Here is a 25,547-nt window from a genome sequence, read left to right on the forward strand (position 1 = left end):
GAGCCTACTAACAGCCACCGCCCGGCACGCTCCGCACGGCCGTGCGAGGGCCGTGACCGGGCCGCGACAGGGCGAGGTCGCGCGGCCGGCGGGCGAGGTCACCGGGCGAGCCAGCCGCCGTCCACGGCCAGAATGTGGCCGTTGACGTAGTCGGAGGCCGCGGAGGCGAGGAAGACGGCCGCGCCGGCGAGGTCCTCGGGGGCGCCCCAGCGGCCGGCCGGGATGCGGGCCCTGATGGCGGGCTCACGGTCGGGGTCGGCGCGCAACGCGCGCGTGTTGCCGGTGACGATGTACCCGGGGGCGATCGCGTTGACCTGCACCCCCCGCGGCGCCCACTCACAGGCCAGCGAGCGGGTGAGCCCGGCCACGCCGTGCTTGGCGGCGGCGTACCCGGCCGCGTTGATGCCGCCCTGGAACGACAGCATCGACGCGATCATGATGATCTTCCCCTGGCCCCGGTCGAGCATGGGGACGCCGAGAGCCCGGCTGAGCAGGAAGACCGCGTCGAGGTTGACGTCGAGCACGTCCCGCCAGTCGGCGTAGTCGTGCTCGACGGCCGGCGCCCTGCGGATGATCCCGGCGTTGTTCACCAGGATGTCGACCCGGTGCCGGGCGATCAGCTCCTCGGCGGCCTCGGGCAGCCGGGCGACGTCGGACAGGTCCAGGACCCACCGCCAGGCCTCCCTGCCGGCCTTGCGGACCTCGGCCTCCACCTCGTCCAGGTCGTCGCGGTGGCCGTGCAGGACGACGTCGGCCCCCGCCCTGGCGAGGCCGGCCGCGATCGCCCGGCCGATGCCGGTGCGCGAGCCGGTGACCAGCGCCGTCCTGCCTTCCAGGGAGAACATCACCGCATTGCGCCGATCGCGACCTGCTCCATGTCGTCGTAGGCCTGGTTCTCGCCGCCCATCGCCCAGACGAAGGCGTAGTTGCGGGTGCCGAACCCGCAGTGCACCGACCACGGCGGCGAGATGACGGCCTGCCGGTCGGCGACGATCAGGTTGCGCGTCTCGTCCGGCCTGCCCATGAGGTGGACGACGCGGGCGTCTTGCGGTACGTCGAAGTACAGGTAGACCTCGGTGCGCCGCTCGTGGGTGTGACAGGGCATGGTGTTCCACATGGAGCCCGGCTCCAGCACCGTGACGCCGAGGACGAGCTGGCAGCTCTGGATGCCTTTGGCGTGGATGTACTTGTAGATGGTGCGGTCGTTGGAGCCCTCCTGCGAGCCCAGCCGCACCGGCTCTGCCTCCGGCAGCCCCGCCCTGACGGTCGGGTGCCCGGCGTGCGCGGGGGTGGACACCAGGTAGAACGCCCCGCCGCTGAAGGACACCGCGCGCGAGCCCATGCCCACGTACAGGCACTCCTTGGTCCCGAGCGGGTGCTCCTCGCCGTCGACGGTGACGATGCCGGGCTCGCCGAGGTTGACGACGCCGAGCTCGCGGCGCTCCAGGAAGTACTCCGCGCGGAGCCCGTCGGGGCAGGGAAGGTCCAACGGCGCGTCGCCGGGCGCCGCGCCCCCGACGATGATGCGGTCCTCGTGGGAGTACACCAGGCGGATCTCGCCGGGGACGAAGAGGTCCTCGGCGAGGAAGCGGCTCCTGAGCCGGTCGGTCGTCATGCCCGGCACCTGGTCCGGTGCCGTCGCGTACCGTACCTCCACCACGCCTCCTATTCCGTTACATAAAATGCCATATCGCTATATAGAACAGCGCTGGGCGTGCCAGGTCAAGCCGCCGGGAGGACGGCGTGGCGGGACCCGCCCGGAGGGCGTCTAGTACGTGCGGCGGACGCCGCGGGCGGCCACCTCGATGCGGTCGCGCGCCTCGAGCAGGCAGGCGGCGATCTCGCGGTCGCGGCCGGCCGTCAGCCGGGGCACCGGGACCGACACGCTCACCGCGTCACGCGGCGGATAGGCGATGTCCAGCGCCACCCCGAAACAGCGCAGGCCCTCGGTGTTCTCCTCGCGGTCGACGGAGTACCCCCGCTTGCGGATGCGCCGCAGGTCGGCCATGAGCTGCGCCTGGTCGACGATGGTGCTCTTGGTGAGGCGGGGCAGCTCGGCCGGCAGCAGGCGCGCCACCTCGGCGTCGTCGCGGGTGGCGAGGATGGCCTTGCCGAGCGAGGTGGTGCTGGCCGGCAGCCGCCGGCCGACCCTGGTGAAGGGCCGCAGGTAGTGGCGCGAGGCCCGCGTGGCGAGGTACACCACGTCGAAGTGGTCGAGCCGCGCCAGGTGGACCGTCTCGCCCGTGACCTCGGCGAGCCAGTCGAGCGCATCGCGCGCGATCTGCACGACCGGGTCGCCGTCGATGTAGGTGGCGCCCACCAGCAGCGCCCGCATGCCGATGCGGTAGAGGGTGCCCGTGACGTCGGTCTCGATCCACCCGAGGCCGACCAGCGTGCGCAGCAGGGCGTGCAGGCTGCTCTTGGGATAGCCGAGCTTGCCCTGGAGGTCGGACAGGCTGTGCAGGCCGGGATACTGGGCGAAGAAGTCGAGCAACTCGACGGTCCGCACGGCGGACTTGACGTGCGGCACCGCGGTCCCCTCCTGTGGCACCGCGGTTCCCTGCTCCGTCATTTGCGCCCTCCCTGCCGCACGTTACCTCCATTGTCGCCCGGTCACGACTCGACGACGCGACCGCCGAGCCAGGCGTACTCGGGATCGGACGCATCGAGCTCCGCCAGCTCGGCCGCGTAGGCCTCGGCGTCGTCCACCGGCTCGTAGCCGAGCGCCCGCCCCGCCGACAGGTCCCACCAGTTGCGGGTGTTGGCCGACACGCCCCAGACCACCGCGTAGGTCAGATCCGGCGAGGTCAGGCAGGCGTGGGCCAGGCGCACCATGTCCCCCGGGCTGAGCCAGGTGGACAGCGCGCGCGGGCTCGGCGGGCGCTGCTCGAACGTGCCGATGCGCAGGCACGCGACCCGCATGCCGTACCGGTCGGAGTAGTAGCGGCCGAGGGCCTCGCCGTAGGCCTTGGACACGCCGTAGTGCGAGTCGGGCGCCACCGGGGTGTCGGCGGGCACCGACTCCCGCCGGGGCGTGAACCCCGCCGCGTGGTTGCTGCTGGCGTACACGAACCGCTCGACCCCGGCCTGCCGCGCGGCCTCCATCACGTGGTAGGTGCCCTCGATGTTGGCCGTGAGCGCCTCCTCGAACGTGGCGCCGGTGGAGGGGACGCCGGCCAGGTGCACGACCGCGGACACTCCCTTCATCGCCCGGTCGAGCACCGCCGGGTCGGTGATGTCCCCGCAGATCACCTCGAAGCGCTCGTGCTCCATCGGGGTGCGGTCGAGCAGCCGCAACGTGTGGCCGTACTCGGGCAGACCGGAGGTCAGGCAGGCGCCGATACGTCCGGCGGCACCGGTCACAAGAACGTTGTTCGCCGGGTTCGCCGGGTTCGCCGTGTTCACCATGTTCGCCGTGTTCACCATGTGGCCACCGTATGGGCGGCGATGTGGTCCACGTCAAGATCGTCACCCAGTCCTGGACGACACGGGAGTGTGACATTTCCCGAATCATCCAAAGGATCGATGATCGAGCGGAGATGCGGCGGCGGGGTGTCGTAGTCCGAGTGCGGGTGCAGCAGGCCGCGCTCGTACCACTCGCCGCACAGCGTCGCCCCGATCACGGCGAGCGCGCCCGACCCGTTGCCGTGGATCTCGCAGCCCATCCCGAACGACTCGGCGGTGTGCACGGCCTTCAGCGCCGGAATGATCCCGCCGGAGCCGACGACGCCCACGCGCAGGATGTCGCACGCCCCCGCCGCGATCCACTCGGCCCGCGCCATGTGCTTGCCCCAGGAGGTCTCCGGACCGAGGATCGGGGTGGCGAGCTGGTCGGCCAGCCAGCGGTAGGACTGCACCGACGCCTCCTCCATCGGCTCCTCGTACCAGGCGAAGTTCAGCTCGTCCAGCGCCCGGCCGAGCCGCAGGGCCTCGGTGCGGCTGTACCAGTGGTTGCTGTCCAGCATCAGGGCGACGTCGGGGCCGACCGCGTCCCGCACGGCCGCGCACGCCTTGATGTCCAGCTCGACGCCATGACGCATCGGCGGCATCCAGGTGTGCAGCTTGATGCCCCGGTAGCCCCGCGCCACCAGATCCTTGGCGAAGCTCGCGTAGTCCGAGAGCGTGGCCAGGCCGCCGGGGATGTCGTCGCCGCACATCGTGCTGGCGTAGGCGGGGACGACCGAGCGGGCGCCGCCGAGGAGCTTCCAGACCGGCAGGCCGAGCCTGCGGCCCGCCAGGTCCCACAGGGCCTGGTCCACGGTGCTCAGCAGGCGGTCGGTGAGGTGGCCGTGGGCGCCGCGCTGGCGCCGCGCGAGCGCGTGCCACAGCCGCTCGCGCTCGAGGCCGTCCTGGCCGGTCAGCACGGGGCGCACGTGCGCCTGGATCATGCTCTCGCGCAGCGTCTCGGGTTGTCCGAGGCAGTACCCCTTGGCGCCGTCGCTGTCGGTGATCTCCAGCAACGCCTCCTTGACCTCCCGCGGCGGGCCCGGATGCCGGTGACCGTGCCCGTCCACCACCGATCTGGCGACGGTCGTGAACACCGTGACGCCGACGCGCTCGATGACGGCCATGACCTCTCCTTCCGCTCGATCGCCCCCGCCTCGCCGCCGGGGTGGAACCGGGACCGGCGCCCGCGGTCAGGTGACGGGTGCCGGTCCCGGGGTCGTGCCGGGCCGGGCTAGGAGTGGGACTGCTTCCACTCGGCCTGCGCCTCGGTGAGCTTGCTCGCCAGGGTGTCGAGGAACTCCTGCGGCTTCATCCGTCCGAGCAGGACCTTCTGGAACAGCGGCTCGGCGTCGGCCTTGGTGATGGAGGAGAACTGCGGCAGGTAGTACGGCGGCGAGACCACCACGGTCGAGGGGTCGCCCAGGACCTGCACGGCGTTCTTCAGGTAAGGCCGCTCGTCGAGCCAGGAGTCGGCCTGGGCGTCCTTGTTGGCCGGGATCTGGCCGGTCTGCTGGTTCCAGTAGCTGTTGTTGTCCTTGGAGACCAGGAAGTCGACGAACTTCCAGGCCGCGTCCTTGTGCTCGCTGTTCTTGAACACCGCGAACCCGTCGACCGGGTTGGCCACGATGGTGCGCTTGCCCGAGACCCCGACCGGCATCGGGAAGGCGTCGATCTTGTCGGCGCCGAACGCCTTCACGTGATCGTTGTAGGACCCGAGGTTGTGGTGCATCATCGCGACCTTGCCGCTGGTGAACTGGGCCACCATCTTCGGGAAGTCGTTGGTGACGTCCGCCTCCGGCGTGTCCTTCTTGTACAGCGCGGCGATCTTGGATACCAGCTCGACGTTCCTGGGGTCGTTGACGGTGCTCTTGCCGGAGGCGTCGAAGAACTCGGTGACCCCGGAGTAGGCGTAGGCCTCGGCCAGGAGCTGGAAGATCGAACCGGCGCCGCCGCGGATGGTCCAGCCGTACTGGTCGGGGGCCTTGGTCAGCTTGTCCGCCGCCGCGAAGAACTCGTCCCAGGTCTTGGGCGCCTGGACCCCGGCGGCCGACAACTTGTCCTTCTGGTACCAGACGACGTCGAGGTTGGAGGTCGCCGGCACCATGTAGAGCTTGCCGTCGGGGGTGGTCCGCTTGACCGAGGCGAGCATGCTGTCCAGCAGCTTGCCGTTCACCGAGCTCTTGGCGAGCCAGTCGTCGGCCGGCTCCAGGGCCTGCTGCCCGGTCAGGCCGGCCAGGTAGCTGGTGGTCACGCCGCCCACGTCGGGCGTCTCGCCGCCGGCGATCGCGGTGTCGTACTTCTGCTGGACCGAGGCGATCGGGATGCCCACGTACTCGACGTGGATGGTCGGGTTGGCCTGCTCGAACCGCTTGATCAGCTCCTGGTAGAGCGGTGTGCGGACGCCGCCGTTGTTGTCCCAGAAGGTGATCGTCGTCTTGCCGCCGGACGCCTGCCCGCCGCCTCCGGAATCCGACCCGCAGGCCGACGCGGTGACCGAAAGGGCGAGGACGGCGAGGGCCGCCGTGCAGACCTTGGTGATGGATCTCATGGTGTGGTGTCCTCCAGGCGGGGGTGGCTATCCCTTCACGGCACCGGCGCTGATGCCGTGCACGAGATAGCGCTGGATCACTGCGAACACGCAGACGACAGGGACGGCCGCCACCACGCCGCCCGCCGCCAGGGCCCCGAAGTCGGCGCTGTACTCCCCGATCGTGTAGCTCAGGCCGACGGGGATGGTGAAGTTGGCCTGCTTGCTGATGAACATCAGCGCGAACAGGAAGTTGTTCCAGGTGTGGATGAAGGCGAACGACCCGACCGCGATGAGGCCGGGACGCAGCTGCGGGAGCACGACCGCGAAGAAGGCCCGGACGCGCGTGCAGCCGTCCACCATCGCCGCCTCCTCCACCTGGAAGGGCACCGCGGCGACGAACCCGCTCATCAGGATGATCGAGAGCGGGAGGTTGAACACCGTGTCCGCGATCACCAGGCTCCACAGGGAGTTGATCAGCCCGAGGCCGCGGAAGATCGTGAACAGCGGGATCAGCATCATGGCGCCCGGGATGAACTGCGTGCACAGCAGGGCCACCATGAACACCGTCCGGCCGCGGAAGCGGAAGCGCGCCAGCGCGTACCCGCCCATGAGCGCGACCACCGTCGTGAACAGCAGCGACAGCACGCCCACGACCACGCTGTTCCTGAAGAAGACCGCGTAGCCGATGTCGTTCCACACGGTCTCGAAGTGCTCGAAGGTGATCGGCCAGGGCACCGGCGCGGTGGAGCCGGTCGGCCGCAGCGCGAAGACGATCATCCAGTAGAACGGCACCAGCGTGAAGACCAGGTAGAGGCCCAGCGGGACGTACAGCCGCAGCACCCTGCCCGGGTCCTTGCGGGGCCGCGGCCCGGGGGCCGTCCGGACGCCCACCTTCCCGGGGCGCCGCACGATGGTCTCGGTTGCCATGGAAGCGCCCCTCATGCCTTGTGGTCCGCGCCGAACCGGCTCAGCCGGAGGTACAGCAGCGAGCAGAACAGCAGGATCAGGAAACCCGCCGTCGTGAGCGCCGAGCCGTACCCGAAGTCCTTGGAGTCGATGGCGCGCTGGGCCACGTACAGCGGCAGGGTGGTGGTGACCTGGGCCGGGCCGCCGCCGGTGAGCGTGTAGATCAGGTCGACGTTGTTGAACTCCCACACCGAGCGCAGCAGTGTGGCCAGCACGATGGCGTCGCGCAGGTGGGGCAGGGTGACGTGCAGGAAGCGGCGGGCGCGCCCCGCCCCGTCGACGGCCGCCGCCTCGTACAGCTCGCCGGGGATGCCCTGGAGCCCCGCGAGCAGCAGGATCGCGAAGAAGGGCACGCCGCGCCACAGCTCGGTGACCACGACGGCGCCGAACACGGTGTCGGGATTGCCGAGCACCGCGGCCTCCGGCGCGCCGAGGTAGCGGACGATGCCGGTGGTGGGGTTGTAGAGCAGGATCCAGATGCCGGTGGTGAGCACTCCGGAGACCGCCCAGGGGGAGAAGACCATCGAACGGGCGAGCCCCCGGCCGATGAAACTTTCATTGACGATGAGCGCCAGCGCGAGGCCGAGCACGAGTTGCAGCGCGATCTCGACGACCACCCATTTGGCGGTGAAACCGAGGCTCGTCCAGAACAACGGGTCCTCGAAGAGCATCTCCCGGAAGTTCGCCAGCCCGGCGAAGCCGTTGGACCACGGCTTGGTCAGGTTGTAGTGCTGGAGGCTGTAGTACAGGACGCTGCCGATCGGGTAGACGAGGAACACCGTGATCAGCAGGACGGTCGGGGAGATCAACAGGTACGGGGCCCAGCGCAGGGCCCGGGGACGCCCCCTCGCCGCCGCTGTCCTGGCGAATGCCACCTCGCGCTCCGTTCGGTCGGCCGTCGAATGAGTGACACATTCTTGAACAAGGTTCACACTTGTGGACGCGCCGTCAACGTAGGAAGGCGGCACGCGCGATGTCAACCCTTCGCCAGGTAACCAAAGCATTTCGGATGCCGGGCACGCAGGTTTCCCCCGCTCCCTTGACTGGCGGGGCATGGCCGCCATACGTTCCCTGTGTTCATATACGTGAATACAGTCCTGGCATGTGTACGCGAGAGAGGACCGTATGACTTCGCTGGTGGATCGGCTCGACGGGCCGCTCTTCTTTCCCGTCACCCCCTGCGACGACCGAGAGCGGCTCAACCTCGATGCCTTCCGCGAGCACGTCCGCGGCGGCGTGGCCGCCGGATGCGGCGCGGTGTTCGCCTGCTGCGGCACGGGCGAGTTCCCCTCGCTGAGCCTCGCCGACTACGCGGCGTGCGTCGCCGCCGCCGTCGAGGAGACCGCCGGGCGGGTGCCCGTCATCGCCGGCACCGGATACGCCACCGCACTCGCCGCCGGCTTCTCCGCGGCCGCCGAGCAGGCCGGCGCCGACGGACTGCTCGCCCTGCCGCCCTACCTCGTGCAGCCCGACCAGGAGGGCCTGCGGCGCCACTACCAGGCCCTCGCCGACGGCACCCGGCTGCCGGTGATCCTCTACCAGCGCGACAACGCGATCTTCGAGCCGCGGACCGTCGTCGAACTGGCCCGCCATCCCGGCATCATCGGGTTCAAGGACGGCCACGGCGACCTGGACCTGCTCCAGCGCGTCATCAGTGCCGCGCGCACCGCCTCGGCGGACCTGCTGTTCTTCAACGGCCTGCCCACCGCCGAGATGTCCGCGCTCGCCTACCGCGGGCTCGGCATCACCCGGTACTCCTCCGCGGTGTTCTGCTTCGTCCCGGGCGTGGCCCTGGCCTTCCACAAGGCCCTGCTCGCCGGGGACGACGCCGTGACCGACCGGCTGATCGACGAGTTCTACCGGCCGCTGGTCGAGCTGCGCCGCCAGGGCGCCGGATACGCGGTGTCGCTGATCAAGGCCGGCGTGCGCCTGCGCGGCCTGGACGCCGGCCCCGTGCGCGCCCCGCTGTGCGAGCCGGCGCCCGAGCACGTCAAGCGGCTCGGCGAGCTGATCGAGCGCGCGCTGTCGATCACCGAGAGCCCCTGACCCGCACGACGCCGCGCCCGGGAGGCGCCCGCCCGGGCCCCGCGGGCACGCCCGCCCGGGGCCCGGACCCCCTGGAGGCCGCCCTCCGCCGGAGCGGGGGCCTCCCTGACCCAGGAGGTATCCCCTTGCCAGCACCCACCACGACCGCGGCCGTCCTGGCCGCGGCCCTGTGCGCCGTCACGCTGACCGCCGTCCCCGCGGCCTCGGCCGCCACCGGCCACGACGTCCCGCTCGGACGGCGCACGCTGCCCGCCGGCGACGGATGGGCCGCCGCGACCACCGGCACCACCGGCGGCGCCGCGGCCGACGACGCCCACGTGTTCACCGTCCGCAACCGCAAGGAACTGGTCACCGCCCTGAACAAGGGCGACGCCACCCCCAAGATCATTTACGTGAAGGGCGTCATCGACGGCAACACCGACGACACCGGCGCCCGGCTGACCTGCGACGACTACGCGACCGGCGGCTACACTCGGCCCGCCTACCTCGCCGCCTACGACCCGGCGGTGTGGGGCCGCGACGCCGAGCCGTCCGGGCCCCTGGAGGACGCGCGCGCCGCCTCCGCCGCCCGCCAGACCGCCCAGATCAAGCCGAAGGTCGGCTCCAACACCACGATCATCGGCCTGGGGAACGCCGTGATCAAGGGCCTGAACCTGCACGTCGACAAGGCCGACAACGTCATCATCAGGAACATCAGGTTCCAGGACGCCTACGACTGCTTCCCCCAGTGGGACCCGACCGACGGCGACGAGGGCAACTGGAACTCGCTGTACGACAACATCTCGGTCACCGGCTCCACCCACGTCTGGGTGGACCACAACGGCTTCGACGACGGCGGCAACCCTGACTCGGCCCAGCCGCTGTACTTCGGCCGGCCCTACCAGGTGCACGACGGCGAACTCGACATCACCAGCGGCTCCGACCTCGCCACCGTCTCGTGGAACCGGTTCGCCGACCACGACAAGACCATGCTGATCGGCTCGACCAACAACCCCGCCGCCGACCGCGGCAAGCTGAACGTGACCGTGCACCACAACGTGTTCGACACCATCCTGCAGCGGGCGCCGCGCGTGCGGTTCGGCCAGGTGCACGTGTACGACAACTACTACGACATCCCGGCCGGCGACGAGTACGTCTACAGCTTCGGCGCCGGGGTGGAGTCGAAGATCTACGCCGAGAACAACTTCTTCCGGCTCGGCGCCGGGGTGGACCCGGGCACGATCATCTACAACTGGGGCGGCACCGCCCTGCACGCCACCGGCACGCTGGTGGCCTCGGGCGGCAGGGTGCGCCAGGTGGACATCCTGGCCGCGCACAACGCCACCCACGACCCCGACCTGTCCGGCGACGTCGGATGGACCCCGGCCCTGCACACCCGCGTCGACCCCGCGGCCGTCGTGCCGCTGACCGTGCCGCTGCTGGCGGGCCCCGGCCGCCTGCGCTGACCCGGCGCGGGCGGCGGCGTGCCGCCACGCTCCGCCCCGGACCCCTGAGCCGAGCGCCCTGTCAGGCCTGACCTGACGGGCCCCTTCCCCGGCGGCCAGGCACCCCCGGACCGTCACGCCGTCGAACCGCGGCGTGACGGTCCCCGTGCTCACACCTCGACGATGACCGGGACGATCATCGGCCGGCGGCGGTAGGTGTCGTTGACCCAGCGCCCGACGATGCGGCGGGTGACGCGGCGCATCTGCTGGATGTCGGCCACGCCGTCGGCGGCGGCGTCCTGCAGCGCCTTCTCGATCAGCGGGATGACCGCGTCGAAGGCGTCGATCTCGATGCCCGAACCCCGCGCGTACATCTCGGGGCCGCCGCTGACCTTGCCCGTGGTGGAGTCGACCACCACGACCACCGAGATGAAGCCCTCGTCCCCGAGGATGCGGCGGTCCTTCAGCGCGACGTCGGTGATGCCGCCGACCGACGAGCCGTCCACGTAGACATAGCCGCACGGGACCGCGCCGACGATGCGCGCCCGGCCGTCGACCAGGTCGACGACCACGCCGTCCTCGGCGATGACGATGTGGTCGTCGGGCACGCCGGTGAGCGCGGCCAGCTTCGCGTGCGCCCGCAGGTGGCGCCACTCGCCGTGCACGGGCATGAAGTTCGACGGCTTGGTGGCGTTCAGCACGTACAGCAGCTCGCCCGCGGCGGCGTGGCCGGAGACGTGCACCAGCGCGTTGCCCTTGTGGACCACGCGCGCGCCCCAGCGGGTTAGGCCGTTGATGACCTTGTTGACGGCCGTCTCGTTGCCCGGCACCAGCGACGACGCGAGCATGACCGTGTCGCCCTCGGCGACCCGGATGGGGTGGTCCCGGTTGGCCATGCGCGACAGCGCGGCCATCGGCTCGCCCTGCGACCCCGTGCAGATCAGCACGACGTCCTCCGGCGGCCACTCCTCGATCTCGCGGGCGTCCACCAGCAGGCCCGGCGGAATTCGCAGGTAACCCAGGTCGCGGGCCACGCCCATGTTCCTGACCATCGAGCGGCCGATGAGCGCGACCTTGCGGCCGTTCTGCTCGGCGGCGTCGAACACCTGCTGCACGCGGTGCACGTGCGAGGCGAAACAGGCCACGATGATGCGCTTGGTCGCGCTGCGGAAGACCTCGTCGACCACCGGCCCGATGGTGGCCTCGCTCGGCACGAAGCCGGGCACCTCGGAGTTGGTGGAGTCGGACATCAGCATGTCGACGCCCTCGGCGCCGAGCCTGGCGAACCCGCCGAGGTCGGTCAACCGGCCGTCGAGCGGAAGCTGGTCCATCTTGAAGTCGCCGGTGTGCAGGACGATGCCCGCGGGCGTCCTGATCGCCACGGCGAGGGCGTCGGGGATGGAGTGGTTGACCGCGAAGAACTCGCACTCGAACGGGCCGAACCGCTGCCGCTGCCCTTCGGCGACCTCGACCTTGACCGGCTGGATGCGGTGCTCGGTGAGCTTGCTCTCGATCATGCCCAGGGTCAGGCGGGAGCCGACCAGGGGGATGTCGCGGCGCTCGCGCAGCAGGTACGGGACGGCGCCGATGTGGTCCTCGTGGGCGTGGGTCAGCACGACCGCCTCGACCTGGTCCAGGCGGTCCCGGATGTAGTCGAAGTCGGGCAGGATCAGGTCGACGCCCGGCTGGTCCGGCTCCGGGAACAGCACGCCGCAGTCGACCACCAGCAGCCGGCCGTCGAACTCGAAGACCGCCATGTTGCGGCCGATCTCACCGAGCCCGCCGAGCGCGACGATGCGCAGGCCGTGCTCCGGCAGGGCCGGAGGCGGCCCCAGCTCGGGATGCGGATGACTCATGCTCTCCCCCCGTGTACATCGGCCCGCCGCGCGTGTACGGCTCCCTCGCCGAGCCGTCCGGCGCGTCGCGGGCCGAGATCGTCGTGTCTCTCTCTCAAACTCTCAGTTCCTCCCCGCCGCGAACAGCGCGCGGCGACTCGTTCAGGTGGGTGCTCCGCCGCTCACGACGTACGCGCGGCGGCCCCGGCCCGGCGCGCGCCCGGCCGGGCGCGCGGTTTCGTCGGCCGCACCCAGAGTAGGCGGCATTTCAGTCGGACAACTTCACCCCGCCCGCGACCAGGTCTTCGCGCAGAGTCGCGACGAGCTCCCCGGTGGCGTCGACGAGCGGCGCGCGCACCGGGCCCACCGGCCTTCCCATGAGGCCCAGCGCGGCCTTCGCCATGATCGCGCCCTGGCTGCGGGTCATGATGCCCGTGATCACCGGCAGCAGGCGCTGGTGCACCGACCGGGCGCCCTCCACGTGGCCCGACTGGAACAGGCCGATCATGGAGGCCAGCTCGGCGCCCACCACGTGGCTGACCACGCTGACGAACCCGGCCGCCCCGATCGACAGCCAGGGCAGGTTGACCGCGTCGTCCCCGGAGTAGTACGCGAGGTCGGTGGCGGCCATCACCTGCGAGGCGGCGAACAGGTCGCCCTTGGCGTCCTTCACCGCGGCGATGCGCGGGTGGGCGCCCAGGCGGAGCAGCGTCTCGGTGGCGATCGGGGTGCCCGTGCGGGCGGGGATGTCGTACAGCATGACCGGCAGGCCGGTGGCGTCGGCGACGGCCGTGAAGTGGCGGTACAGCCCCTCCTGGGGCGGCTTGTTGTAGTACGGCGTCACCACCAGCAGGCCGTGGGCGCCGGCGCGCTCGGCGGTCCTGGCCAGTTCGACGGAGTGGCGCGTGTCGTTGGTGCCCGCGCCGGCCACGACGGTCGCCCGGTCGCCGACCGCCTCGAGCACGGCCTTCAGTATGAGCTCTTTCTCGGCATCGCTGGTGGTGGGGGACTCTCCCGTGGTGCCGCTGACGACGACACCGTCGTTGCGCTGGTCGTCAACGAGGTAGGTGGCCAGGCGCTGGACACCGTCGATGTCCACGGCGCCGTCGGCGGTGAACGGCGTGACCATCGCGGTCAGCATGCGCCCGAAGGGCGCGTCGGAGGTTCCGGTTGGCGATGCCATAGACGGAACGGTACCTGGATCCGCGAAGACGGTGGACCCCGCCACCCCGGTTCGTGGCGGCACGTCGGTCGATCCGGGTGTGCACCGGTTGCTGGGGAGATGGCCTGACATGGTGTGACATGGACAGAGGCCGTCGATATGTGCTCGGGGGTACACACATCGACGACCTCTATCCGTGCAATCGGCCCCGCTTACGGCGGCGTTACACACATCTGAGAAGAATTTTCCGATCGTCCGTGCGGGCGGCGCCGGCGGGGGCTCCGGCCCGCCGGCCGGACGCACTCCCGTCCCACCCGGTCGTGCGCCCGTCCTGGTGGCGGGCGGCGTCCCCCGTACCGCTCCTCACTTTTCCGTCCAGGTGGAACGCAATGTCGCCACAGAATCACGTTTCGTAAAGTTGGGACTCCAAGTGTTCGCCATTACTCCTAGTTGTCCTTCGATTACGGCAAGATAGGAAAACGATCTCGAACACCCTTAGGGATGGACGGATGACTGGCAACGATCCGGTGTACCTCCGTGTGGTCGAAGAGCTGCGGGCGCAGATAGTCGATGGCACCCTGCCGCCGGGCGCGCCCATCCCGTCCCGCGCGCAACTCACCCAGCGCTTCCGCGTCGGCGAGACCGCCGCCCGTCACGCCCTGCGCGTCCTGGCCGCCGAAGGCCTCATCATCGGCAAGGTCGGCTCCGGGCACTACGTCCGCGAGAAGTCCGTGCTCTATCCCCTGCAACGGTGCCGCAACATCGACCACGACGCCCCGTTCGCCGCCGACATGCAGGCCGGCGGCCACCGCGCCACGTGGGACTGGCGCAGCGAGCCGGTCAAGGCCGGGCCCGAGATCGCCCGCCGCCTCCGGCTCGACGCCGCCGAGCCGGTCACCCGCACCCGCTACGTCTTCCGCACCGACGGCAAGCCGATGCAGCTCGCCACCTCCTATGAGCCGGTCGAGTTCGGCCGCCCCCACTCCTGCCCCGAAGAGGGCACCAACGGGCGCAAGAGCCTGCTGGCCCGCATGTCCGCCGCCGGAGTCAAGATCACCGACATTCGCGAGAGCGTGCACACCCGCGTCCCGCAGCCGACCGAGAGCGACCTGCTCGACCTGCCCACCGGCGTGCACGTCCTGCACATCGAGCGCACCCACTGGTCCGGCGACCGCCCCGTGGAGACCAGCGACATCGTCGTCCCCGGCGACCGCTTCCGCCTGGTCTACTCCGTCCCCCTAGGCGCCTGACCCCTTCCCCCACGCCCGGCACCCGACTCCTTCCCCCACCCCCCCGGCACCCGGCTCCACAAGCGCCCACCACCCCATCCGCTCTCCCTGCACTACCGCTACGCAACACCGCGCGGCAGAAGGGACAGCGCCGAACGCCCGACCACCCACCTCTCCCCCGGCACGATCCATTCCCCGCCTCGACCGGGCCTCCACCCGGCGCCCGACTCCGCAAGAGCGCACCACCCCCATCCGCCCTCCGCGGGCCGCCGCTACCCGCCCCCACGCGGCAGAAAGGGGAAGCGCCGAACGCCCGACCACCCACCCCTCCCCGGCATGATCCCCTCCCCGCATCGACCGGGCCTCCACCCGGCGCCGCGTCGGCGGGAAGGAGTACGGCGAATTCGGCGCCATGTGCGGCGCGCGGCCGTTCCCGGGACATGGAGTCGTTCCCCGGACATCGGTCAGCGGGCGCGCTGGGTCAGGGCTACGCACACCAGCACGGCCACGGCGGCGGTCAGGGTGGCGGGGTCCGAACTCTCCCCCAGCAGCCACCATGCCAGCAGCAGCGTCAGCAGCGGCTGGAGGAGCTGGGTCTGACCGGCGCGGGCGATGCCGCCCCGCGCGAGGCCCGCGTACCAGGGGATGAAGCCCAGGAACATCGACACCAGTGACACGTAGGCGAACCCGGCCATCACGTCCGTCGACAGACGGTGAGCGGTGGTGAACCACAGGATCACCGCGACCGGCACGGTCACCGGGGCCGCCAGCACCAGGGCGTGGGAGATCACCCGCCAGCCGGCCGTGTGCCGCGCCAGGCGTCCGCCCTCGGTGTACCCCACCGCGGCGCAGACCAGTGCGGCGACCATGAGCAGGTCCGCGGCGGCGAGCCGGCCGCCTCCCCTGGTGAGCGTGAAGACCGTGACCGAGGCCGCGCCCGCCGCGCTCGCAACCCAGAACAGCGGGCGCGGCCGTTCCCCGGCCCGAAGAACGGCGAACACGGCCGTAGCGGCCGGGAGCAGGCCGACGACGACGGCCGCGTGCGAGACGCTCGCCCCGGCGGCCAGAGCCAGGCCGCTGAAAAGGGGAAACCCGAAGACGACGCCGAACGCGATCGCGGCGTAGGACCGGAACTGGGCCCGAGGAGGCAGCGGCGCGGCGCCGGCGGCCAGCAGGCAGACCACCGCCGCCACCGCGGCCACGGCGGCCCGGCCGACCGCCACGAAGTACGGGTCGAAGCCCCGCAGGGCGAAAGCGGTCGCCGTCAACGTCCCCGAGAACGCCACGACCCCCAGGCCCGCCAGCGACGTCCCCGCCCACCGGCCCGCACCGGCCACCATCCGGCCACCGGGCACGGACGGCTTCCCCGGCACCGCGCCGTCCCCTGTGCCGGCCCGCACTCCCGGCTCGGCGCCCTGCGCCACTCCGGACCGCACTCGCGGGACCGCGCCGTCCGCCGTCCCGGGCCCTGATCCTGGCGCGGCATCCTCCGCCACTCCGGCACGTTCTCCCGCCGCCGCCGCTCGGGGGACGTCGCTCTGGTCGCCGGTGGGCCTGCGCCAAGAGCGGAGCAGACCAAGGGGGATCGCTACTGCCGTTCGAGCAGTAGCGCTACTGTTGCCTTTCATGAATGACGATAGCAGTATCGTCCGGATCGCCGCATCGCTGCGCGAGGAGGCGGCGCGGCTGCGGCCGGGCGACCGGTTGCCGTCCAGCCGCGAGCTGGTGCGACGCCACAAGGTCAGCCCCGTCACCGTGTCCCGGGCGCTGGCGGCGCTCGCGGCCGAAGGCAGGGTCGTCACCCGTCCGGGGAGCGGCGCCTTCGTCGCGCCCTCCGTCGCCGCGACGACCGGAGAGGCCACCGACCTGTCATGGCAGACGGTCTCGCTTGGCGACCGGTCCGTCGACGACGCGGCGGTCGCCGGACTGCTCACCCCGCCTCCCGAGGGCGTCATCCCGCTGGCCGGCGGCTACCTCCACCCGGGGCTGCGCCCGTCCAAGGCCCTGGCGAACGCCGCCGTCCGCGCCGTGCGCCGCGCGGACGCCTGGGCGATCCCGCCGTTGAACGGCCTGGCCGAGCTGCGGCGCTGGTTCGCCGCCGAGGTGGGCGGCGGTGTCACCCACGCCGACGTACTGATCGTCAGCGGCGGGCAGGCCGCGCTGACCCATGCCTTTCGCGCCCTGTCCGCGCCCGGCGCCGCGATGCTGGTCGAGACGCCCACCTACCCCGGAGCGCTGGCCGCCGCCCGCGCCGCCGGGCTGCGAGCGGTAGCCGTGCCGATGGACGCCGCCGGAGTGCGTCCCGACCTGCTGGCCGAGGCGTTCGCCGTCACCGGCGCGCGGGTGTTCTACTGCCAGCCGACCCTGCACAACCCCACCGGCGTGGTGCTGTCGGCCGAACGCCGCGGCCAGGTCCTCGCCGTGGCAAGGGCCGCCGGGGCGTTCGTGATCGAGGACGACTACGCGCGCTACCTGGCCACGAGCCCCGTCCCGCCGCCGCTGGTCACCATGGACGCCCACGGCACCGTCGTGCACGTCAACTCGCTCAGCAAGGTCACCGCGCCGAGCCTGCGGGTGGCCGCGGTGATCGCGCGGGGCCCGGCGGCGCGGCGGCTGCGAGCCGCCCAGCTCGTGGAGTCGTTCTTCGTCGCCCGCCCCCTGCAGGAGACCGCGCTGGAGCTGCTCGGCTCCCCCGCCTGGCGGCGTCACCGGGCGGCGGTGACGGCAGAGCTGGCGGTGCGGCGTGACGCGCTGGCCTCCGCCCTGGCCCGCCACCTGCCCTCCGCGCGCGTGCCCTACATGCCCCCGGGCGGGCTCCACCTGTGGGTGCGGCTCCCCCAGGACGTCGACGAGACGGCGCTCGTCGAGTCCGCCCAGCGCGCCGGGGTCCTGGTCAGCCCAGGGGCGATCTACCACTCCGCCGAACCACCCTGCCCGCACATCCGGGTCACCCACATCGCCGCCGCCCATGTCGCCGAGCTGGCCGAGGGCGTCCGTCGCCTCGGCGCGACGCTGGACGCCCAGCTCGCGCCGGGGTCCGGCTGAGCCCGGCGCAGGCGGACCGTACCGGAGGCTGCCCTACAGTGGTCGCATGGACGGGCCCGTCGAGCTGCTCCGCGACTTCATGAACACCTACGACGCCGAAGCGGACACAGACGAACTGGCCTCCCCCGCCGAGCTGGCCGTCTGGCTGCGCGAGCGCGGCCTCATCTCCGCGACCGACCGCGCGGTGGACGATGACTGGGCGCTCGCGATCGCCCTGCGCGAAGGGCTGCGCACGGCGCTGCGCCAGCGCCCGCCCGGGCATCCGCGCCTCGCCGGGCAGGACACCGCGCAGACTCCTGCACCCGCCGAACCGGACCCGGCACGAAACGACCTCCACCCGCCCGCCGGATGGAACCCGGCACGGAACGACCTCCACCCGCCCGCCGGCCCGGACGCGACGGGCGCCCTCAGCCCGACCACGGACTACGGCGCACCCCCCGATCCCGGCCCGACCGCCGCCCCCGGCCCGACCGGAGATCCTGGCATGACCGGAGAGCTCGGCCCGACCCAAGACCTCGGCGCAACCGTGGCCCCCGGCGCGACCGCCACCCCTGGCCCAACCGCCGACCCCGGTCCGACCGCGTACCTCGACGCGGCCGATGACCCCGGTCCGACCGCAGACCTCGACGGGGCCGTTGACCTCGACGCGGCAGACGACCTCGGCGCAGCGGACGACCTCGGCGCAGGGGCCGGCCTGGGCGAGACGCCGGTCGGGCCTGACGCGATGCCGGGCGAACTGGAGGGGGCGCTGGCGGCGCTGCCTCTGCGGGTCAGGCTCGGCGCGGAGCGGGTCCCCGTCGCCGAGCCGCTGGGCACCGGCGCGGCCCGAGGCGTCGGGATGCTCGCCGCGGCCATCCTGCGGGCGCACGCCGAGGGCGGCTGGCCGCGCCTGAAGGTATGCGCCGAGGATTCCTGCCAGTGGGCGTTCATCGACGCCTCCAAGAACCGCTCGCGTTCGTGGTGCTCCATGCGGGTCTGCGGCAACCGCACCAAGACCCGCGCCTACCGCGCCAGACGCCGCCGGCACGCCCCTCTCCCCTCCTGAGGCCTCCCCGCCGCGGTTCGCCGAGGCCCACGGGTCACCGGTGGGCACGGGTCCCGATACGGTGTTGGAAACCGGAGGAGAAGGGGGCGGCCCGATGGCTGACGTTGGGGTGCGCGCGGCGCGGCGCGAGGACGTCCCGGCGGTGACGGGCACTCAGATCCGGGCGTGGAAGGCGGCCTACCGCGACGTCCTGCCCGAGGGGCCGCTGGAGCAGATGACCGGCCCGGCGTCCCAGGAGATCTGGAACCGCCAGTGGGATGAGGCCGTGGTCTCGCCTCCCTCTCCGCGCCACCGGGTGCTGGTCGCGGTCGAGACCGACGACCCGCTGACCTCCCTCGCCGAGGGGCACGCCGAGCCCGGCGGGCAGCGCGTGGTCGGGCTGGCCTCCCACGGGCCCGCCGAGGATCCCGATCTCGATCCGGCGACCACCGCCGAGCTGCTCACGCTGCTCGTCGACCCCGGCCACACCCGCCGCGGGCACGGCAGCAGGCTGCTGAACGCCACCGTGGACCACCTCCGCGAGGACGGCTTCACCACGGTCGTCACCTGGGTCTTCGCCGAGGACAAGGCGATGCTCGACTTCCTGTCCTCGGCCGGCTGGGGCCCCGACGAAGCCGAGCGCATCCTGGAGATGGACCGCGCCGTGCGCATGATCCGCATGACCACCGACATCGGCTGACCGATCCCCCCAGCCGGCGCCCCCGTCCCGACCGGCATCCACTCCTCCATGCGCACCCGCCGGAGCGTGCCGCAGCGGCCCGGCGGGGCGGTCGGATGTGGTGTGGCCGGCACCCCGGCGCTGGTCATGGAGTCATCATGATTTACCCTGCATAGGCACTTTCCTGGGCGGCTCCGGCGCGCGCGTACCACCGTGGAGGCCAGGCCGCGCAGGACCGGACTCGTGGAAGAGGCGACGTTGGCGACACCCGCTCAGTGGCTCGCGGGGGCACGGCCCCGCACCCTCCCCGCCGCGGTGGTCCCCGTCGCCGTCGGCACGGGGGTGGCCATCTCCTACGGCGGAGCGGTCTGGTGGCGGGCGCTGCTCGCCCTGTTCGTCGCGCTGGTCCTGCAGGTAGGCGTCAACTACGCCAACGACTACAGCGACGGCGTGCGCGGCACCGACGAGCAGCGCGTCGGGCCGCTGCGGCTGGTCGGCTCCCGCGTCGCCGCCCCTCGCTCGGTGCTGCTCGCCGCGCTGGGATGCTTCCTGGCCGCCGCCGTGGCCGGGCTCGCGCTGGTCGTCGCGACCGGCGCCTGGTGGCTGCTCGCCGTGGGGGCGCTGGCGATCGCCGCCGCGTGGTTCTACACCGGAGGCTCGCGCCCGTACGGCTACCGGGCCTTCGGCGAGATCTCGGTCTTCGTCTTCTTCGGCCTGGTGGCGGTCGCGGGCACGACCTACGTCCAGCTTGAGTCCCTGCCCTGGCTCGCGGTCGCGGCGGCCGTACCGGTGGGGCTGCTGGCCTGCGCGCTTCTGGTGGTCAACAACCTGCGCGACATCGCCACCGACGGCCCGGCCGGCAAGCGCACGCTCGCCGTCGTGCTCGGCGACGCGCGCACCCGCACGCTGTACGCCGGCTGCCTGCTGCTGCCCTTCGCCGTCGCGCTGGCCCTGGCATTCGCACGCCCCTTCACGGCGCTCACCGTGCTGGCGCTGCCCCTGGCGCTGATGCCCGTGCGGGCGGTGCGGGACGGTGCGACGGGGCCGGCCCTGATCGCCACGCTGCAGCAGACCGGGCGCCTGCAGCTCGCCTTCGGCCTTTTGTTCACGATCGGGCTCGCCCTGTAAGCGGCTAGGACGGCGTATGACCCGTTATAGGTAGGAATCCCGCCCCGAGGGCTGAATGCCGCTCTACGGTGCCTGGGGACGCCGCCAGGCCGGTCTCACGGCCACCGCCAAGAGCCGCCGCAGCTTCCCCTTCCACCGGCTGCCGGGGCCCGGCACGCCGGACGGTCACAGGTCGAGCAGGTGCTCCAGGCCGACGGTGAGGCCGGGCAGGTCACGGACGCGGCGGACGCCGAGCAGGACGCCCGGGGTGAACGACGAGCGGTTCATGGTGTCGTGACGGATCGTCAGGATCTCGCCATCGCCACCGAGCAGGACCTCCTGATGGGCGATCAGACCGGCCAGGCGGACCCCGTGCACCCGCACTCCCTCGACGTCGGCGCCGCGCGCCCCGGGGAGCTCGGCGGTGGTGGCGTCGGGCATGGCGCCGAGGCCGGCCGCGCGGCGCGCCTCGGCGACCAGCTCGGCCGTGCGGCGGGCCGTGCCGGAGGGTGCGTCGGCCTTGTTCGGGTGGTGCAGCTCGACGATCTCGACGGAGTCGAAGTAGCGCGCGGCCTGCTGGGCGAAGTGCATCATCAGCACGGCGGCGATGCCGAAGTTGGGGGCGATCAGCGCGTTGACCCCGGGGTTGGCCTCCAGCCAGCCCCGGACGGTCGCCAACCGCCCGGCGTCGAAGCCGGTGGTGCCGACCACGGGGTGGACGCCGTGCTCGACGCACCACCTGAGGTTGTCCATGACCACGTCGGGATGGGTGAAGTCGACGACCACCTCGGCGGCGGACAGCCCCTCGATGTCGTCGCCGGCGTCGACCGCCGCCACCAGCTCCATGTCGTCGGCCGCGTGCACGGCCTTGCAGACTTCCACGCCGACGCGCCCACGGGCGCCCAGAACCCCAACCCTGATCACGAGCCCCAAGCGTACCGCCACCACCACCGCGCCATTCCGGAGACCGGCCTCCGCGAACCCCGCGGCCACTGCGCCACCTCCCGCGCCATACGACGGCGCCGACTCCGCCGCACACCACCCCACCGACCCGGCGCCGGGAAGAAACCCGGCCAGGACGGAGAGAGCACCACACCCGGCGAACGCGCATCACCGGCGCCCGTCTGATCACCAGGCCCGCGATGGCTCGGGGAAGGGAGAGGGCCGGAAACGATGAGGATGCCCCGCCGGTCGTGCGCAGGCGGGGCATCCTCGGGTGTGGCAGGTCAGGCGATGAAGGAGCTGAAGTCCTTGTCGCCGTAGGGGCCGATGACGGCCAGGGTGAGGGGCTGGGTCAGGATCTCCTTGGCCACCGCGTCGACCTGGTCGGGGGTGACCGCCTCGATGCGGGCCAGGACCTCGTCCACCGGCATCAGCGTGTCGTACACCAGCTCGCTCTTGCCGATGCGGGACATGCGCGAGCCGGTGTCCTCCAGGCCGAGGACCAGGCCGCCGCGCATCTGGCCCTTGCCTCGCTGGAGCTCCTCCTCGGTGAAGCTCTCGGCGACGACGCGGGCGATCTCCTCGCGGCAGATCTTCAGCACGTCGTCGGCCTTGCCGGGCAGGCAGCCGACGTAGATGCCGAACTGGCCGGTGTCGGCGTACTGCGCGGTGTAGCTGTAGGCCGAGTAGGCCAGCCCGCGCTTCTCGCGGATCTCCTGGAACAGCCGCGACGACATGCCTCCGCCCAGGGCGGCGTTCAGGACGCCCAGGGCGAAGCGGCGGTCGTCGGTGCGCGCGTAGGCGGTGGTGCCCAGGACCAGGTTGGCCTGCTCGGTCGGCCGGTCGACGACCCGGACGCCCGCGCGGGGCGCGGCTCCCGGGCCGGACAGGCGCGGGGCGGCCGGCTCGGCCGAGCCGCCAAGGGCGCCCGCCCGCTGGTAGGCCGCGGCCACCAGCTCGACCACGCGCTCGTGGGTGATGTTGCCGCACACCGACACGACGGTGTGCGGGGGCCGGTAGTAGCTCTGGTAGTACTCGGCGATGCGGTCGCGCGACAGCTCGTTGATCGACTCGACCGAGCCGAGGATGGGCCGCCCGATGGGGGTGTCGCCGTACAGCTCGGCGGAGAACTGCTCGTGCACGACGTCCGAGGGGTCGTCGTCGTGCATGGCGATCTCCTCCAGGATCACCCCGCGCTCGGACTCGACGTCCTCGGCGGTGACCAGGGAGGAGGTCACCACGTCGGCGAGCACGTCGATGGCCAGCGGGAGATCCTCGTCGAGCACCCGCGCGTAGTAGCAGGTGTACTCCTTGGCGGTGAAGGCGTTGATCTCGCCGCCGATGCCCTCGATCGCCGCGGAGATCTCCAGCGCGTCGCGGGTGGGAGTGCCCTTGAACAGCAGGTGCTCGAGGAAGTGGGTGGCCCCCGTGTGCTCGGGGGCCTCGTCACGCGAGCCGATGCCGACCCACATGCCGACCGCGACGGATCGCACGGTCGGCATGGTCTCGGTCACCACTCGGAGCCCACCTGGGAGGACGGTGCGCCGGACGACTCCGGCGCCGTCCTTGCCGGGGTGCAGAGTGGTGGTCGTCACGAGTTGCGGTCGTCCCGTCCGCCTCGGGTGCGGGAACGGCGCGGCCGGTCGCCGCCGGAGCGCTCGGAACGCTCGGAACGCTCACCGCGCTCCGGACGGTCCTCGCGCGGCTCGGCGTCGGCGTGCGGCGCGTCCTCGACGTCGTCGCCGCTCTCGGCCTTGGCCGCGGCCTCCTTCTCGATGACCTCCACCGGCACCAGGGACAGCTTGCCGCGCGAGTCGATCTCGGCGATCTCCACCTGGACCTTGTCGCCGACGTTCATGACGTCCTCGACGTTCTCGATGCGCTTGCCGCCGTGCAGCTTGCGGATCTGCGAGACGTGCAGCAGGCCGTCCTTGCCGGGCAGCAGGCTGATGAACGCGCCGAAGGCGGCGATCTTGACGACCGTGCCCAGGTAGCGCTCGCCGATCTCGGGCATGTGCGGGTTGGCGATCGAGTTGATCGTCGTCCGCGCGGCCTCGGCCGACGGCCCGTCGGTCGCCCCGATGTAGATCGTGCCGTCGTCCTCGATGGTGATCTCGGCGCCGGTGTCGTCCTGGATCTGGTTGATCATCTTGCCCTTGGGGCCGATGACCTCGCCGATCTTGTCGACCGGAACCTTGATGGTGATGATGCGCGGCGCGGTCGGGTTCATCTCCGCCGGGGAGTCGATCGCCTCCTGCATCACGTCGAGGATCGCCAGCCGCGCCGCCCTGGCCTGCTTGAGCGCGCCGGCCAGCACCGAGGCCGGGATGCCGTCGAGCTTGGTGTCGAGCTGCAGGGCGGTGATGAGCTCACGGGTGCCGGCGACCTTGAAGTCCATGTCGCCCATGGCGTCCTCGGCCCCGAGGATGTCGGTCAGGGTGACGTACTGGTCGCCCTCGCCGATGAGGCCCATGGCGATGCCCGCGACCATCTCCTTCAGCGGGACGCCCGCGTCCAACAGGGCCATGGTCGAGGCGCAGACCGAGCCCATGCTGGTCGAGCCGTTGGAGCTGAGCGCCTCCGACACCTGGCGGATGGCGTACGGGAACTCCTCGCGCGTGGGCAGCACCGGAAGCAGCGCCCGCTCGGCGAGCGCGCCGTGGCCGATCTCCCGGCGCTTGGGCGAACCCACGCGGCCGGTCTCACCGGTGGAGTACGGCGGGAAGTTGTAGTTGTGCATGTACCGCTTGGTGCGCTCGGGGTTGAGCGTGTCGATCATCTGCTCCATGCGCAGCATGTTCAGCGTGGTGATGCCCAGGATCTGGGTCTCACCGCGCTCGAACAGGGCCGAGCCGTGGACCCGCGGGACCACCTGGACCTCGGCGCTGAGCTGGCGGATGTCCTTGGTGCCGCGGCCGTCGATGCGGACGCCCTCGCTGATGACCCGCTCGCGCATGAGCTTCTTGGTCAGCGAGCGGAAGGCGGCGGAGATCTCCTTCTCGCGACCCTCGAAGTCGGAGCCGACCTTCTCCAGGGCAAGGGTCTTGACCCGGTCGAGCTCGGTCTCGCGCTCCTTCTTGCCCGCGATGGTCAGCGCGGAGGCCAGCTCGCTCTTGACGGCCCCGGCGACGGCCTCGTAGGCGTCCTCCTGGTAGTCCAGGAAGATCGGGAACTGCGCGGTCTCCTTGGCGGCGACCTGAGCGATCTTGGCCTGCGCCTCGCAAAGCACCTTGATGAAGGGCTTGGCGGCCTCCAGGCCCGCGGCGACGGTCTCCTCGTTCGGAGCGACCGCGCCGTCGGCGACCAGCTTGAGGGTGTCGCGGGTGGACTCGGCCTCGACCATCATGATCGCGACGTCGCCGTCCTCGAGCACCCGGCCGGCGACGACCATGTCGAAGGTCGCGCCCTCCAGCTCGGAGTGGGTCGGGAAGGCCACCCACTGGCCGCTGATCAGCGCGACGCGCACGCCGCCGATCGGGCCGGAGAACGGCAGTCCGGCGAGCTGGGTGGACAGGCTGGCCGCGTTGATCGCCACCACGTCGTACAGGTGGTCGGGGTTGAGGGCCATGATCGTCGCCACGACCTGCACCTCGTTGCGCAGGCCCTTGACGAAGGACGGGCGCAGCGGGCGGTCGATCAGGCGGCAGGTGAGGATGGCGTCCTCGGACGGCCGCCCCTCACGGCGGAAGAACGAGCCGGGGATGCGGCCCGCGGCGTACATCCGCTCCTCGACGTCGACGGTGAGCGGGAAGAAGTCCAGGCTCTCCTTCGGATGCTTGGACGCGGTGGTGGCGGACAGGACCATAGTGTCGTCGTCAAGGTAGACGACGGCGCTTCCCGCCGCCTGGCGCGCGAGCCGCCCGGTCTCGAACCGGATGGTACGCGTGCCGAACGAGCCGTTGTCGATCACGGCTTCCGTGCTGTGGACACCCTCCACGGGGGACCTCCTCTTCGGTCGCCCGCGTCCGTGTTGTCGCGCACTCAGGCACTCGCCGGGCCGACCGGTTTCTCGTCGCGGTCGGCGGGCTCGTGCCTGGCTCCGTTATGCCGGCTCCCCGTCATGTGCAGCGCCGGTCTTCGATCGAAGCACCCGGACTGCGCGGCGCATTCG

21 protein-coding genes are annotated in these 25,547 nt (G+C 71.7%); 7 read left to right on the forward strand and 14 right to left on the reverse strand.

Going from position 1 to position 25,547, the window contains the following annotated elements; genetic code table 11:
* Positions 1–98 precede the first annotated feature (98 nt).
* The 8 genes from ACWEN6_RS09555 to ACWEN6_RS09590 all read right to left on the reverse strand — a co-directional run bounded on the left by ACWEN6_RS09555 (position 99) and on the right by ACWEN6_RS09590 (position 7,818).
* Positions 99–845: an SDR family oxidoreductase gene (locus ACWEN6_RS09555; RefSeq protein WP_452569786.1), complete on the reverse strand. Its 747-nt coding sequence runs from the start codon at positions 843–845 to the stop codon at positions 99–101.
* Complete coding sequence (gene kduI / locus ACWEN6_RS09560) at positions 845–1,657, reverse strand: 5-dehydro-4-deoxy-D-glucuronate isomerase (RefSeq protein WP_452569787.1); 813 nt, start codon at positions 1,655–1,657, stop codon at positions 845–847. Before kduI ends, ACWEN6_RS09555 begins: the two co-directional genes overlap by 1 nt.
* A 111-nt stretch (positions 1,658–1,768) precedes the next feature.
* Positions 1,769–2,572, reverse strand: a complete 804-nt coding sequence (locus ACWEN6_RS09565) for an IclR family transcriptional regulator (protein ID WP_452569788.1) — start codon at positions 2,570–2,572, stop codon at positions 1,769–1,771.
* A 41-nt stretch (positions 2,573–2,613) separates the two neighbouring features.
* Positions 2,614–3,426, reverse strand: coding sequence for an NAD-dependent epimerase/dehydratase family protein (locus tag ACWEN6_RS09570; protein ID WP_452569789.1), 813 nt, complete (start codon positions 3,424–3,426; stop codon positions 2,614–2,616).
* Positions 3,420–4,571 (reverse strand): enolase C-terminal domain-like protein, encoded by a 1,152-nt coding sequence (locus ACWEN6_RS09575; protein WP_452569790.1) that lies wholly within the window; start codon positions 4,569–4,571, stop codon positions 3,420–3,422. Before ACWEN6_RS09575 ends, ACWEN6_RS09570 begins: the two co-directional genes overlap by 7 nt.
* Before the next feature lie 107 nt (positions 4,572–4,678).
* A complete protein-coding gene (locus ACWEN6_RS09580) occupies positions 4,679–5,995 on the reverse strand; it encodes an ABC transporter substrate-binding protein (RefSeq protein WP_452569791.1) in 1,317 nt (438 codons plus the stop codon).
* A gap of 27 nt (positions 5,996–6,022) precedes the next feature.
* Positions 6,023–6,904: a carbohydrate ABC transporter permease gene (locus ACWEN6_RS09585; protein ID WP_380823956.1), complete on the reverse strand. Its 882-nt coding sequence runs from the start codon at positions 6,902–6,904 to the stop codon at positions 6,023–6,025.
* Between the two features lie 11 nt (positions 6,905–6,915).
* Entirely contained in the window at positions 6,916–7,818 is a 903-nt protein-coding gene (locus tag ACWEN6_RS09590) for a carbohydrate ABC transporter permease (protein WP_354835215.1), read from the reverse strand.
* Positions 7,819–8,068: 250 nt separating this feature from the next.
* Here ACWEN6_RS09590 and ACWEN6_RS09595 point away from each other — a divergent pair, with 250 nt between their 5' ends.
* Together ACWEN6_RS09595 and ACWEN6_RS09600 are read left to right on the forward strand one after the other, a co-directional pair.
* On the forward strand, positions 8,069–8,989 hold the full coding sequence (locus ACWEN6_RS09595) for a 5-dehydro-4-deoxyglucarate dehydratase (RefSeq protein ID WP_452569792.1): 921 nt from the start codon (positions 8,069–8,071) through the stop codon (positions 8,987–8,989).
* Positions 8,990–9,114: 125 nt separating this feature from the next.
* On the forward strand, positions 9,115–10,434 hold the full coding sequence (locus ACWEN6_RS09600; protein ID WP_452569793.1) for a pectate lyase family protein: 1,320 nt from the start codon (positions 9,115–9,117) through the stop codon (positions 10,432–10,434).
* A gap of 149 nt (positions 10,435–10,583) precedes the next feature.
* On the opposite strand, the gene ACWEN6_RS09605 is transcribed toward ACWEN6_RS09600, so the two are convergent.
* Both ACWEN6_RS09605 and dapA read right to left on the reverse strand, forming a co-directional pair.
* Positions 10,584–12,269, reverse strand: a complete 1,686-nt coding sequence (locus ACWEN6_RS09605) for a ribonuclease J (RefSeq protein ID WP_452569794.1) — start codon at positions 12,267–12,269, stop codon at positions 10,584–10,586.
* Between the two features lie 247 nt (positions 12,270–12,516).
* Complete coding sequence (gene dapA, locus ACWEN6_RS09610) at positions 12,517–13,431, reverse strand: 4-hydroxy-tetrahydrodipicolinate synthase (protein WP_452569795.1); 915 nt, start codon at positions 13,429–13,431, stop codon at positions 12,517–12,519.
* 488 nt (positions 13,432–13,919) lie between these two features.
* On the opposite strand from dapA, the gene ACWEN6_RS09615 reads away from it, so the two are divergent.
* Positions 13,920–14,660, forward strand: coding sequence for a GntR family transcriptional regulator (locus ACWEN6_RS09615; RefSeq protein WP_380823961.1), 741 nt, complete (start codon positions 13,920–13,922; stop codon positions 14,658–14,660).
* A 443-nt stretch (positions 14,661–15,103) separates the two neighbouring features.
* Here ACWEN6_RS09615 and ACWEN6_RS09620 read toward each other — a convergent pair whose 3' ends face one another.
* Complete coding sequence (locus ACWEN6_RS09620; RefSeq protein ID WP_452569796.1) at positions 15,104–16,075, reverse strand: DMT family transporter; 972 nt, start codon at positions 16,073–16,075, stop codon at positions 15,104–15,106.
* Positions 16,076–16,265: 190 nt separating this feature from the next.
* Between ACWEN6_RS09620 and ACWEN6_RS09625 the strand changes: the two genes are divergently transcribed.
* The 4 genes from ACWEN6_RS09625 (at position 16,266) to ACWEN6_RS09640 (ending at position 20,515) form a co-directional block, all read left to right on the forward strand.
* Positions 16,266–17,684 (forward strand): aminotransferase-like domain-containing protein, encoded by a 1,419-nt coding sequence (locus ACWEN6_RS09625; RefSeq protein WP_452569797.1) that lies wholly within the window; start codon positions 16,266–16,268, stop codon positions 17,682–17,684.
* Between the two features lie 46 nt (positions 17,685–17,730).
* On the forward strand, positions 17,731–18,729 hold the full coding sequence (locus ACWEN6_RS09630; RefSeq protein WP_452569798.1) for a CGNR zinc finger domain-containing protein: 999 nt from the start codon (positions 17,731–17,733) through the stop codon (positions 18,727–18,729).
* A gap of 94 nt (positions 18,730–18,823) precedes the next feature.
* Positions 18,824–19,408 carry an N-acetyltransferase family protein gene (locus tag ACWEN6_RS09635; protein ID WP_452569799.1) on the forward strand — a complete coding sequence of 195 codons (585 nt, stop codon included), beginning with the start codon at positions 18,824–18,826 and terminating at the stop codon, positions 19,406–19,408.
* Positions 19,409–19,645: 237 nt separating this feature from the next.
* Entirely contained in the window at positions 19,646–20,515 is an 870-nt protein-coding gene (locus ACWEN6_RS09640) for a 1,4-dihydroxy-2-naphthoate polyprenyltransferase (protein WP_452569800.1), read from the forward strand.
* 165 nt (positions 20,516–20,680) lie between these two features.
* On the opposite strand, the gene dapB is transcribed toward ACWEN6_RS09640, so the two are convergent.
* The 3 genes from dapB to ACWEN6_RS09655 all read right to left on the reverse strand — a co-directional run bounded on the left by dapB (position 20,681) and on the right by ACWEN6_RS09655 (position 25,373).
* On the reverse strand, positions 20,681–21,418 hold the full coding sequence (dapB, locus tag ACWEN6_RS09645; protein ID WP_452569801.1) for a 4-hydroxy-tetrahydrodipicolinate reductase: 738 nt from the start codon (positions 21,416–21,418) through the stop codon (positions 20,681–20,683).
* Between the two features lie 302 nt (positions 21,419–21,720).
* The gene (locus tag ACWEN6_RS09650; RefSeq protein ID WP_380823966.1) at positions 21,721–23,031 is read right to left on the reverse strand and encodes a M16 family metallopeptidase; all 1,311 of its coding nucleotides are present in this window, start codon (positions 23,029–23,031) and stop codon (positions 21,721–21,723) included.
* Positions 23,028–25,373, reverse strand: a complete 2,346-nt coding sequence (locus tag ACWEN6_RS09655; protein WP_452569802.1) for a polyribonucleotide nucleotidyltransferase — start codon at positions 25,371–25,373, stop codon at positions 23,028–23,030. Before ACWEN6_RS09655 ends, ACWEN6_RS09650 begins: the two co-directional genes overlap by 4 nt.
* Positions 25,374–25,547: the final 174 nt, after the last annotated feature.

This window comes from Sphaerisporangium sp. NPDC004334 (assembly GCF_053602655.1).